The 12,354-nt window shown below is 70.0% G+C and carries 10 protein-coding genes; 7 read left to right on the top strand and 3 right to left on the bottom strand.

Translation table 11 applies throughout. The annotated features are described in order from the left end of the window. Positions 1 to 583: 583 nt before the first annotated feature. Positions 584 to 1,837, top strand: a complete 1,254-nt coding sequence (locus ADX84_RS15375; protein ID WP_234003987.1) for a M14 family metallopeptidase — start codon at positions 584 to 586, stop codon at positions 1,835 to 1,837. 329 nt (positions 1,838 to 2,166) lie between these two features. Here ADX84_RS15375 and gcl read toward each other — a convergent pair whose 3' ends face one another. From gcl to ADX84_RS15360, 3 genes are all read right to left on the bottom strand, one after another. Continuing rightward, positions 2,167 to 3,882 carry a glyoxylate carboligase gene (gene gcl / locus ADX84_RS15370; protein ID WP_049574361.1) on the bottom strand — a complete coding sequence of 572 codons (1,716 nt, stop codon included), beginning with the start codon at positions 3,880 to 3,882 and terminating at the stop codon, positions 2,167 to 2,169. A gap of 215 nt (positions 3,883 to 4,097) precedes the next feature. Beyond that, entirely contained in the window at positions 4,098 to 4,988 is an 891-nt protein-coding gene (locus ADX84_RS15365; RefSeq protein WP_049574358.1) for a 2-hydroxy-3-oxopropionate reductase, read from the bottom strand. 79 nt (positions 4,989 to 5,067) lie between these two features. Beyond that, the gene (locus ADX84_RS15360; RefSeq protein ID WP_049574354.1) at positions 5,068 to 5,865 is read right to left on the bottom strand and encodes a hydroxypyruvate isomerase family protein; all 798 of its coding nucleotides are present in this window, start codon (positions 5,863 to 5,865) and stop codon (positions 5,068 to 5,070) included. Positions 5,866 to 6,284: 419 nt separating this feature from the next. Between ADX84_RS15360 and ADX84_RS15355 the strand changes: the two genes are divergently transcribed. The 6 genes from ADX84_RS15355 (at position 6,285) to alc (ending at position 12,314) form a co-directional block, all read left to right on the top strand. Then, positions 6,285 to 6,839: a 2-oxo-4-hydroxy-4-carboxy-5-ureidoimidazoline decarboxylase gene (locus tag ADX84_RS15355; protein WP_049574350.1), complete on the top strand. Its 555-nt coding sequence runs from the start codon at positions 6,285 to 6,287 to the stop codon at positions 6,837 to 6,839. Beyond that, positions 6,836 to 7,180: a hydroxyisourate hydrolase gene (uraH, locus tag ADX84_RS15350; protein ID WP_049574347.1), complete on the top strand. Its 345-nt coding sequence runs from the start codon at positions 6,836 to 6,838 to the stop codon at positions 7,178 to 7,180. The genes ADX84_RS15355 and uraH overlap by 4 nt, the downstream gene beginning before the upstream one ends. Positions 7,181 to 7,407: 227 nt before the next feature. Then, positions 7,408 to 8,304 carry a factor-independent urate hydroxylase gene (pucL, locus tag ADX84_RS15345; protein ID WP_049574367.1) on the top strand — a complete coding sequence of 299 codons (897 nt, stop codon included), beginning with the start codon at positions 7,408 to 7,410 and terminating at the stop codon, positions 8,302 to 8,304. 287 nt (positions 8,305 to 8,591) lie between these two features. Beyond that, on the top strand, positions 8,592 to 10,085 hold the full coding sequence (locus ADX84_RS15340) for a nucleobase:cation symporter-2 family protein (RefSeq protein WP_049574343.1): 1,494 nt from the start codon (positions 8,592 to 8,594) through the stop codon (positions 10,083 to 10,085). A gap of 75 nt (positions 10,086 to 10,160) precedes the next feature. Next, positions 10,161 to 11,099, top strand: a complete 939-nt coding sequence (locus ADX84_RS15335; protein ID WP_049574340.1) for a LysR family transcriptional regulator — start codon at positions 10,161 to 10,163, stop codon at positions 11,097 to 11,099. A 75-nt stretch (positions 11,100 to 11,174) separates the two neighbouring features. Beyond that, positions 11,175 to 12,314, top strand: coding sequence for an allantoicase (gene alc, locus ADX84_RS15330; protein WP_049574337.1), 1,140 nt, complete (start codon positions 11,175 to 11,177; stop codon positions 12,312 to 12,314). Positions 12,315 to 12,354 lie beyond the last annotated feature (40 nt).

Raw genomic sequence — 12,354 nt, 5'->3', positions numbered from 1 at the left:
GTGGCGGGTCCGGGGCCGGTCGCCCCTGGCCCGGTGTGAAACCGCCCCCACCGAACCCGGCCTCAGCTCGGAGGTGACGGAGCGGTTCGGGGGCGGTTTCACACCGGGCCAGGGGCGACCGGCCCCGGACCCGCCACCACGCCGTCCTGGACCCGGACGCCGAGGGCGGGGCCGCCTGGGACATCCGGCGGCACAGCGGCGCATGTACACCAGCGCGGCGGACGCCCCCTCCACCGTCCGACCAAGGCTCCGATCCGGGCACGGACCCCCCTTCTCCCGTCGGGACGGACCTCTCTCCTCACACCACCCGCAAACGCGTCCCGTGGCCCGTCCGCCACGGGACGTTTCACGTTCACTCCTCTCTCACCCCCACCGCTGGGGAACGGAGTCCCGCCGTGGCCACATCCGGACACGGAGAGCGAGGGTCTCGTGACAGAAAAAGCGGGCTTCACGTGGCAAGGACGCCAAACCAGACAATGGGGCACCCCTGCGCCTCGAAGCCACCCACATTGACAGTTCACGGCGCCCCGATCTCCAATATCGCCAGATATCCGAAGCCTCACCCCCGCTCAACGGAGGCATCGTGTCCCTCACCCCCGTCCGAAGAACCCTGGTCCCGGTGGCGGCGAGCGCCCTCCTGCTCGGCCTGCTAGCCCCTGGCGGAGCGACCGCCGAACCCTCCTACGACCTGTACGAGATCACCGGCGTGAGCACCGCCGAGGAGATCGCCGCGTCCGGAGTGGCCATCGACCACGTGGGCGAGGACTCCGTCCTGGTCACCGGTTCGGTGCACGACATGGCCGAGCTGGACGACCTCGGCTACGCCGCCGAGCCCTACGCGATCCCAGAGACCCTCGCCAACCCCGACCCGGGCTACACGACCTATCCCGAGCTGTTGGAGATCGTCGACGAGCTGGTCGCGGCCAACCCCGACATCGCCGCCAAGGAGGTGTACGGACGGTCCCACGAGGGCCAGGACCTCGTCGCGGTGAAGATCAGTGACAACGTGTCCGTGGACGAGGACCAGCCCGAGGTGCTGTTCACCCACTCCCAGCACGCGCGAGAGCACCTGACCGTGGAGATGGCGATCCACCTGATGCGCCTGTTCACGGACGGCTACGGCGAGGACGAGCGCGTCACCGGGCTGGTGGACAGCCGGGAGATCTGGATCCTGCCGAACGTCAACCCGGACGGCAGCGAGTACGACATGGCGGGCGACACCTGGCGGGACTGGCGCAAGAACCGTCAGCCCGACGAGGGTTCGTCGTCGATCGGCACGGACCTGAACCGCAACTGGGCGTACAACTGGGGCTGTTGCAACGGCTCCTCCGGCGACCCGAGCAGCATCACCTACCGGGGCGACTCGGCCGAGTCGGCCCCCGAGGTCCGGGCCGTCGCCGACTTCGTCCGGAGCCGCGTGGTGGACGGCGAACAGCAGATCACCAGCGCGATCGACTTCCACACCTACAGCGAGCTGATCCTGTGGCCGTACGGGTACACCTACGACGAGGTCACCGACGGCATGAACCGCGAGGAGTACGACACCCACCGTGCCCTGGGTGAGTACATGGCCGAGGCCAACGGTTACACGCCCCAGCAGTCCAGCGACCTCTACGTCACGGACGGCTCCATCAACGACTGGCTCTGGGCCGACCAGTCAATCGTCAACTACACCTATGAGATGTACCCGAAGTCGGCCGGGGACGGCGGCTTCTACCCGCCCTCGTCGGTGATCGAACGCGAGACCGCCCGCAACGAGGAGGCCGTGCTGCGCCTGCTCGACTACGCGGACTGCCCGTACCGCATCATCGGTGAGGAGGAGGCCTACTGCTCCTGACCCACAGGGTCACACCCGCGTAGGCCCGACAGAACGCCCCCTTGCACGTGCCGAGATAAGGTCCGCACGTGTGAGGGGGTTCCGTCGTTCATGGGAGCGCGCGCGTCGGGGCACGCCACCGCCCGGGGCTCGGAGAGGTCCTCCCGGAGCCCGGACGCGAGGAAACCGGGGGGTGGCGCTGAGCCAGCGAAGAACGTCACCACCCCCCGGGGCTGGTGCGGGCCCCCTCCTGCCGGTCGCGGAGGGGGCCCGTGCCACGGGGTCGGGGTGCAGGTCCGACCCCGTGGCGGTCTGTGGGCTCCGGGCGCCGGGGCGCCCGGGCCTCGGAGCTACTCGCCGGGCAGCGGCTCGAACTCCTTGACGGCGTTGATCGCGGGGCCGTGCGGGGTGTTGGCCTCGCGCTCGATCATGATCTCCACGAGCACCGGGCGCGAGGTGGACTGGGCCTGCTTGCGGGCCCACTCCAGGGACTCCCGGATCTCCCCCGGCTCCCAGACGCGGCGGCCCGAGCAGCCGTAGGCCTCCATCAGCTTGACGCTGTCGGTGCCGTACTCGTCGTAGTGGATGTCCACCTGGTAGTTCATGTCGAACGGGATCGACGCCTGGCGGATCAGGCCCAGGTACTCGTTGTTGAGCATGATGATCACGTACGGCACGTTGTACTGCGCCGCGACCGCGAGTTCCTCGACCATGTACTGGAAGCCGTAGTCACCGACGATGCCGACCACCTCGGCGTCCGGCTCGGTGTTCTTGAGGGCCTTCTTGACGCCGATGGCCGCAGGGATCTCCCAGCCGAGCGGGCCCGCCTGGCCGCAGATCTGGTAGTGGCGCGGCTTGTAGGCCTTCTGGTGCTGGCCGCCCCAGATCTGGTAGAGGCCGATGGCGGTGACGAAGTAGGTGTCCTCGTCGAAGACCTCGTTGATCTCCTTGTAGACGCGGGGCGCCTTCACGGGGACGGTGTCGAAGTCCTCGCGGCGGATCAGGGTCGACTTGAGTTCGTTGATCCGTTCGATCCACGCACCCACCCTGGCCTTGGCGTCGCGGCGCTTGGCGGCGGCCAGCAGTTCCTGGAGGAACAGTCCGGCGTCGGAGACCACGCCGAGGTCGGGCTCGAAGACCCGGCCGATCTGGGTGGCCTCGATGTCCACGTGGATGAACCTGCGCTCGCCCCGGTAGACGTCGATCTGGCCGGTGTGGCGGTCGGCGAAGCGCGCGCCCACGGCCAGGACCAGGTCCGACTCCAGGAAGGAGGCGTTCCCGTAGCGCTGGGAGGTCTGCACGCCGGTCATGCCGGAGTACAGGGGCGAGTCCTCGTCGAAGGAGCCCTTGCCCATGAGGGTGACCTGGACCGGGACCTGGAGGTGTTCGGCCAGCGCGCGCAGGTCGTCGGAGGCCTCGGCCAGGATCACGCCGCCACCGGCGAGGATAAGCGGGCGCTCGGCCTCCAGCAGCAGGTCCAGGGCCCTCTCCACCCGGGGCGGGTGCGGCTCGACCGTGTTGATCTTGAGAGCGGCGTCCAGCTCGGGGTCGTACTCGATGAGCTGCTGGGCGACGTCCACCGGGATGTCGACCAGCACGGGTCCGGGGCGGCCCTCCTGGGCGATCCGGAAGGCCTCCCGGAAGATCCACGGGGCGGTGGCCGCCTCCTTGATCTGGACGGCCCACTTGGTGACGGGCTTGGCGATCTCGACGATGTCGACCGCTTGGAAGCCCTCCTTGTCCAGCAGGTCGGTGCGCTGCTGGCCGGTGATGCACACGATCGGGACCGAGTCCGCGATGGCGGTGTACAGGCCGGTGATCATGTTGGTCCCGGCGGGCCCGGAGGTGCCGATGGCCACGCCGACCCTGCCGGTCGTGCGCGACCAACCGTCGGCCATGTGGGTGGCGCCCTCCTCGTGGCGGACGGTCAGGTGCTCGATGCCGCCCACCTCCTCCATCGCCTTGTAGAGGGGGAGGATCGCCGCGCCGGGGCAGCCGAAGGCGGTGTCGACGCCCTCGTCCTTGAGAACCTCCACGACGGCGTTCATCGCGGGCATTTTCGCCATGGGAGCGAACCCTTCAGTGCTGGGGTGGCTGGTGTGCCGGGGACGTCCTTGGTGCGTGGACGCCCCGGCTGCCAGGGGTGAGTGCCAGGGGTGGGGCGACGTCGCCGCCTGCCTCCCGGGTGGGCCAACACCCGGGGGCGGCGCGCCGCCCCGTTCATACGGAGTCTCTGTGCCAGGGGTACTGCTGCCGCGGTCGCGGCCGGTGGGCCGGGCGCCTACTCGGCCTCGCGGCCCGAGAGCTGCTCGACGATCTTGAGCAGGGCCGAGTGGTCGAGGCCGCCGTGGCCCTGGTTCTTGAGCGCGGCCACGTACTGCGCCACCTGTGCTCCCAGCGGGATCGCCACACCGGCGGCGCTCGCGGAGTCGGTGATGATGCGCATGTCCTTGTCGTGCAGGGCGATCCGGAAGCCGGGGTTGAAGTCGCGCTCGCGCATGGCCCTGCCCTTGCGCTGGAGCACGGTGCTGCCAGCGAGCCCGCCGCCCAGGACCTCCAGGCCGGACTCGGTGTCCACGCCGTGGGCCTCCAGGAAGACCAGGGCCTCGGCGAGGAGCTGGATGTTGCCCGCGACGATGAGCTGGTTGGCCGCCTTGACTGTCTGGCCGGAGCCGCTGGGACCGACCAGGACCGGGGTGGTGCCCAGGACATCGAAGACGGGGCGCGCCGCCTCGAAGTCCTCGGCGGCGCCACCGACCATGATGGACAGCTTGGCCTCGATGGCTCCGGCCTCGCCGCCGCTGACCGGCGCGTCCAGGACGCGCAGGCCGCGCTCGGCACCGGCCGCGGCGACCTCCCTGGCGACGTCGGGGCGGATGGTGCTCATGTCGATCACCAGGGTGCCGGGTTTGGCGTTGTCATAGACGCCGCCCTCGCCCCGCAGGACCTGGTCGACGTCCGGGGAGTCCGGGACCATCGTGATGACGACGTCGGCGTCGGTGACGGCCTCGGCGACACTTCCGCCGCGCAGGCCGCCCTCGGCGACCAGGGCGTCCACCCGCGCGCTGCTGCGGTTGAAGCCCGTGACGGTGTGTCCGGCGCGGACGAGGTTGACGGCCATGGGAAGGCCCATGATGCCCAGGCCGATGAAGGCGATCTTCTTGGCGGCCATGTCGGCCCCCTTTCAGGCTGTGGGTGTGGCTGGTATTGCGGTGGCTGGTGCGACCGTAGTCGCCGTGGTGACCGGTGGGTCAGTCGCGCCAGCCGAAGCTCTCGGCGCTGGGGACGGTCGGCTTGTACTCCAGGCCGACCAGGCCCCGGTAGCCGCCCGCCTGGGCGGCGGAGAGGAGTTCGTCGATGGGCAGGTCGCCGGTGCCGGGCTCGCCGCGTCCGGGGGCGTCGGCGATCTGGATGTGCCCGAACTCGGCCGCGTGGTCGCGGACGACGGCGGCGACGTCCTCTCCGTTGACGGCCAGGTGGAAGAAGTCGGCGAGGAGGGCGACGTTCTCGGCCCCCGCCTCCCTGACCCTGGCGACGAAGGCGAGGCCGTCGGCGGCGGTCTTGAGCGGGTAGTCCTCGGAGCCGCTGATGGGCTCGACGAGGACGGTTCCGCCGACCTTGGCCACCGCGTCGGCGGCGGCCACCGCGTTGCGCACGGCGAGGCGGTCCTGCTCGGCCGGGTCCACGCCGTCCTGCCTCAGGCCGTAGAGGGCGTTGAAGCCGGTGGTGCCGGTGCGCTCGGCGATCTGGGCGACCACCTCGGCGTTGGCGAGGAACTCGTCGGTGCGGGAGGGGTGGGAGAGGACGCCGCGGTCGGGACCGGGGAGCTGTCCGGCGAAGAAGTTGAGGCCGCTGAGGCGCACGTCCGCCTCGTCGAGGGCGGCGACGAAGGCGTCGATCTCCGCCTGCGCCGGGGTGGCGCTCTCGAAGGGCCACCAGTACTCGACGGCGTGGAAGCCCGCGTCCCGTGCGGCCCGGGGGCGCTCGTTGACGGGGAGCTCGGTGAACAGCAGGGAGCAGTTCACCGTGTACCCGAGTGTGTGGCTCATGCGTTGCCTCCGGCATCCACTTCCGTATTGCGGAAAGTAGTTTTCACTTTAAGGAATGATCTGAGTGTGGGCCGGACCACCACCACTTGTCAACCACCCGCCGAGCCGACCTTCGAACCCTCACCGCCCGAGCCCCCGCGAACGCGCCCGACAAAACCCGAGGCCACGACCCCACCCATCCCGGAGGCCTCAGGAGCGAGCAGGAACTTCATGATTTCTTCGCACCAGGCCACAGATTCGCCTGTTTTTCCGATTTCTCCCCTTGCGAGTGTTGACAAGGTCACACTGCCATCAACTAGAGTCCCTGCAATCCGTAATACGGAATCAGGTATCTGCACTACGAAAGCCCAGGCCGGTACGACGATCCGGCGCCGCGTGCGGCGCCGGGGCCGAGTGCCGGCCGAGCCACGGGAGAACACATGCCCGAGACCACCCCGGACCAGTCGGGGGACGCCCCCGATCCGGGTCTGGCGCGTCTGAACACCCTGTCCCGGCAGGACCTGCGCACCGAGCTCGCGCAGTGCCTGAACGTGGACCGCTGGGTCGAGGCCGTGGCCTCCGAAGCGCCCTACGCCGACCGCCGGAGCCTGCTCTCGGTGGCCGACGCGCACGCACGCGAAATCACCTCCGACGAGGTCGCCACCGCCCTGGCCCGCCACCCACGCATCGGGGAGAAGGCCAAGGGAAAGGACACCGAGTCGGCGTGGTCCCGCGGGGAACAGTCGGCGTTCGCCGCCGACACCGACGACGCCTCCGCCAGGGTTCAGCGGATCTTCACGTTCGCCCAGGGTGAGTACGAGGGAAGGTTCGGACAGATCTACCTTGTCTGCGCCAGCGGCCGCAGCAGCCGCGAACTCCTCGCGGACCTGGTCGGCCGACTCGGCAACGACCCCGAGACCGAGCTGACCGTGGTCGGCGAGGAGCTCCGTAGGATCTCCGGACTCCGCCTGGTCAAACTCCTGGAGGCAGCATGAGCCACGTGACCACCCACATCCTGGACGCCGCCCTGGGCGCGCCCGCCCGCGACGTCCCGGTGCGCCTGGAGGCCGCCGTCGATCCCGGCCGCACCTCGTGGACCACCGTCGCGGAGGGCCGCACCAACGACGACGGCCGCGTGCCCGACCTCGGACCCGACCAGCTCTCCGCCGGCTACTACCGGGTCGTCTTCGACACCGGGGCCTACTTCGCGGCGACGGGCCAGAGGGGCTTCTACCCGGAGGTCACCATCGTGTTCGACCTCGCGGAGGAGAGCCAGCACTACCACGTGCCGCTCCTCCTGAGCCCGTTCGCCTACTCGACCTACCGGGGCTCATAGACCGGGCCGCGCCCGACCACGGGCACGCCCCTCCCCCGGTCCCGACCACGAACCAAGGAGCCCCGCCTGGCGGCACCCACCACGTAGCACCCTCACCTCTTCGAGTGCGTGACAGGTCCTTCCGCATGACCACAGCGGTCCTCCCTCATACGCACAGCGCACCGACGCGTGGCAGCACGCACGGCGCGAGCGATGAAACCGAATCCACACGGATGGAGTTCCCCCTGATGGGCATCAGACTCGGAGACAACCAGTACGGCAAGGCGGAGGTCCGCCTCGTCCACGTCCAGCGCGACACGGACGTCCACCAGATCAAGGACGTCAACGTCACCTCCCAGCTCCGCGGGGACCTGGAGGAAGTCCACACCGTCGGCGACAACGCCAAGTGTCTGCCGACGGACACGCAGAAGAACACCGTCTACGCCAAGGCCCGTGAGTGGGGCGGCGTCGGCGCGATCGAGGACTTCGCCCTGCGCCTGGCCCGCCATTTCGTGGATGAGCACGAGTACGTGTACGGCGCGCGCCAGGAGATCGAGGAGTACTCCTGGGACCGGATCGCCACCTCGAGGGGCCCGCACGACCACGCGTTCTCCCGCAGGGGCGCCGAGACCCGCACCACCGTCGTCAACAAGGACGGCGACAAGGAGTGGGTGGTCTCGGGCTTCGAGGGCCTGACCGTCCTCAAGTCCACCGGCTCGGAGTTCCACGGGTATCCCCGGACCCGGTACACGACCCTGCCCGAGACCAACGACCGCATCCTGGCCACCGACGTCACCGCCCGCTGGCGCTACGTCGGCACCGACCACGACTTCGACAAGGCCTACGCGTCGGTCCGCGCCCTCTGCCTGGAGCTCTTCGCGGAGACGCACAGCCTCGCCCTCCAGCAGACGCTGTACGCGATGGGCACGGCCGTCCTTGAGGCCCACCCCGAGATCGCCGAGATCCGCTTCTCCATGCCGAACAACCACCACTTCCTGGTGGACCTGTCCCCGTTCGGCCTGGACAACCCCAACGAGGTCTTCTTCGCCGCCGACCGGCCCTACGGCAAGATCGAGGCCACGGTCGAGCGGGACGACGCCCCCGACGCTGGCGACGCCTGGAGGGCGGTCCCGGGCTTCATCTAGCCCCCTCTCCCGGTGACGGCTCCGGGGCGCTCCCCCGGCCCGCCCCCTGTGCTCTTCGGAGCTCTCTGAACGCCGGGGCCCGTGCGTGCGGCCGGGCCCCGGACCCTCCATCACCCGAGGTCACCCTCGCCTGCCCACCCGAGTTGGGCCACACCGGCCTTCGTCATGCCCGGAAACAGCTGTCCCGGGCGTTCGAGGCCGGCGCGACACCACCGGGCACCCGCCCCGGAGAACCCGGTCACCCCCCTCTCTCGGTGACCGCCGATCGCAAAGGCTGGAAACTGGCCATGTCGAACAGTCCGTCCGCGAAGGACTCGGCCACAACAACCGCCACTACCCCCTCCCGGCCCGAGGACGAGAAGCTGCCCGTGCGGCTCATGCTTGTCTACGGGCTCCAGCACATCCTCACCATGTACGCCGGTGCGGTGGCACCGGCCCTGGTCATCGGCGCCGCCGCTGGGCTCGCGAACGACCCCGCCGCCATGGGAATCCTCGTCAGCGGCGCGCTCCTGGTGGCGGGAATCGCCACCCTCATGCAGACCGTCGGTCACAAGAGGATCGGCGCGCAGATGCCGATCGTGGTGGCCTGCTCCTTCGTGCCCGTCAGCGCGATCACCGCCCTCGCGGCCGGCCAGGACGGGGAGAACCTCCCCATCGCCTTCGGCGCGTCCATGGCCGCCGGTGTGTTCGCGCTGCTCCTGACCCCCTTCTTCGGGCAGCTCATCCGCTTCTTCCCCCCGATCGTCACCGGCACGATCATCACGGTGATCGGCGTCAGCCTGATGCCCGTGGCCGCGCGCTGGATCATGGACGACTCCGTGCGCGTCATGGAGGACGGCGCCGAGGTCCCGGCCGCGCCCGTGGCCAACCTCGCCCTGGCCGGGCTCACCCTGGCCGTCATCCTCGTCGGTTCCCGCCTGTTCCCGGGGATCTGGGGACGCCTGTCCATCCTGCTGGGCCTGGTCGTGGGCACACTGGTCGCCGTTCCGCTCGGCATGACCGACTTCAGCCGGGTGGGAGAGGCCGACGTCGTCTTCAACCCCACCTCGGTGTTCTACTTCGGTGCTCCGCAGTTCGAGGTCGCCGCGATCATCACCATGTGCATCATCATGCTCGTGGTCCTCACCGAGGGTGCCTCGCACATCATCGCGGTCGGTGAGATCACCGGTTCCAAGGTGGACGCCAAGCGCATCTCCGCCGGACTGCGCGCCGACGTGAGCGGTTCGATCATCGGTCCGATCTTCAGCGCCACCCCCACCAGCTCGTTCGCGCAGAACATCGGTCTGCTCGCCCTCACCGGCATCCGCAGCCGCTTCGTGGTGGCCACTGGCGCGGGCATCCTGCTGGTCCTGGGTATGTTCCCGGTGCTCGGCGGGGTGATGGCCGCCATCCCCACCCCGGTCCTGGGCGGTGCCGGGCTGGTGCTGTTCGGCAGCGTGGCGGCCAGCGGCATCAAGACCCTGGCCAAGGTGGACTTCACCAACAACCTCAACCTCATCCTGGTCGCCGCCTCCATCGGCGTGGCCGTCATCCCGCTGGCCTACCCGACCTTCTACGCGTTCCTGCCGGAGTCCGTGGAGCTGATCGCGCACTCGGGCATCATCGGCGCGGCCATCGTCTCGATCCTGCTGAACATCTGCTTCAACGTGATCGGTCGGGGCCCCTCCGCGGACCCCGCCGAGATCGACCAGGCGGACATCGGCAGCGCCGGGCCCGGTGAGGCCAAGTACACGGACCAGGCGGGCGCCACCTACCGGGGCGGGGAGCACGAGAGGACCTGACCCGAGTCCCATCCCCGGGGGCGGAGCGCCGTGACCACGCGCCCGCCCCGCTTCTGTTAAGTGACGGTGAATGGTATGCCTGTGAGGGTGACCGACTGGGACCTGCGCAAGCTGCGCGTACTCCGCACCCTCGAGGAGCTCGGAACCGTCCGGGCGACGGCCGAGGCCCTGTCCATGACGCCCTCGGCCGTCTCCCAACAGCTCTCCTCCCTCTCGCAACAGGTGGGCGTGGCCCTGCTGGAGGCCCACGGGCGCCGGGTGCGGCTCACCGACGCCGCGCACGTGCTGCTGCGGCACACCGACGTGGTGCTGGCCCAGCTGGAGAGGGCCGAGGCCGAACTGGACGGCTTCGTCCGGGGTGAGGCCGGACGGGTCCGCGTGGGCACCTTCGCCACCGCCATCCCGGGACTGGTGGTCCCGGCGCTCAACGCCCTGCGCGCCGACCACCCGGGGCTGCGCACGCGAGTGCACCAGGCCGAGGCGGCCGAGGTGTACGACCTCCTCTCCGCGGGGGAGATCGACATCGGTCTCTCCCTGGCAGCGCAGGCTCCCACCAGCAACGACGGCCGCTACGACCGGACCGAGCTGCTCACCGACCCCCTCGACGTGGCCCTGCCCGCCCAGCACCGGCTCGCCACCACACCCGCGCTGCGGATGAGGGAACTCGCCGAAGAGCCCTGGATCTACGGGGCCGCCGGGCCCTGGCGGGACATCACCCTCGCCGCCTGCGCCCAGGCCGGGTTCGTCCCCGAGCAGGCGCACGTGGCCTCGGACTGGCGGGCCATCCTCGACATGGTCGCCGCAGGCATGGGGGTGGCGCTGATCCCCCGACTGGCCGCCGCTGGTGACACCCCCGGGGTCACGCTGCGCGTTCCCCACTCCGAACAGCCCCGCCGCCACGTGGTCACCGCCGTGCGCTCCGGCGCCGGTGGGCGCCCCCAGATCGCCCTCGCCCTCAGGGCTCTCGCCGACGCCGCCGCGCGCCTGTCAAACGTTCAGCCAAAGCGAACATAGTGATCAAAAACTTTCGCTGGAATTAACCAGTCTCTCCTGCGACGCTGGACTGAAGCAGCGAACGACAGGAGAAACGTGAGCAAGGACCCGTCCTTCGACCCCCGCGCCTACAACGCCCAGCCCTACCCCGGCGGCGACCCCTACGCCGACTTCAAGAAGACCGAACTGGACTTCGCCGGGCTGGTGGACCTCGCCGACCGCCGACTGGGCGGGGGCGTCGTCGCCGCCAACGACGAGTTCTTCGCCCACCGCGAGAACATGCTGCGGACCGAGCCCGCGGTGTTCGACCCGCACCACTTCGGGCACAAGGGCAAGGTCATGGACGGGTGGGAGACCCGCCGCCGCCGTGGAGTGAGCGCCGAGCAGCCGCACCCCACCGCCGACGACCACGACTGGGCCCTGGTCCGCCTCGCCCTGCCCGGAGTCATCCACGGCATCGTGGTGGACACCGCGCACTTCCGCGGCAACCACCCCACGGAGATCAGCGTCGAGGTCACGCACGTCGACGGGACCCCCACCACCGAAGAGCTCCTGGCCGCCGACTGGACCGAGATCGTGGCGCGCACGCCCGTCTACGGCCACGCCGAGAACGGTTTCAGGATCGAGGTGGAGCGCCGCTGGACCCACCTGCGCCTCAAGCAGTTCCCCGACGGCGGTGTGGCGCGCCTGCGCGTGCACGGCGAGCCCGTCGCCGACCCGGCCTGGCTGTCTGCGCTCGGCGGCTTCGACCTGGCAGCGCTGGTCAACGGCGGCACCGTCGAGGACGCCTCGGACCGCTTCTACTCCTCGCCGGAGAACATCATCCTGCCGGGCCGTTCGCACAAGATGGACGACGGCTGGGAGAACCGCCGCCGCCGCGACACCGGCAACGACTGGGTCCGCTTCCGCCTCACCGCCCAGGCCTCGGTCCGCGCCATCGAGCTGGACACCGCCTACCTCAAGGGCAACTCGGCTGGCTGGGTAGCCATCCTGGGCCGTGACACGCACTCGGACACCCCGGACGAGTGGTTCGAGATCGTCGGCCGCACCAAGCTCCAGCCCGACAGCGCCCACCGCTTCGTGCTGGACTCGCCGGTCACCGTGACCCACGTGCGCACCGACGTGTTCCCCGACGGCGGCATGGCCCGCCTGAACGTGTTCGGCTCCCTCACGGAGACCGGCTCCGCCGACCTCCGCGACCGCTGGGAAGCCACCCGGAGCCAGGGCCTGTTCTGAGTTTGGATCATGGTGCGGCGGGCGGGCCGCGCAACCACAG

Source organism: Nocardiopsis sp. SBT366, assembly GCF_001083815.1.
Lineage (GTDB): Bacteria > Actinomycetota > Actinomycetes > Streptosporangiales > Streptosporangiaceae > Nocardiopsis > Nocardiopsis prasina.
Note: the sequence above shows the minus strand (reverse complement) of the source record. Positions and strands in the feature narration are given on the sequence as shown.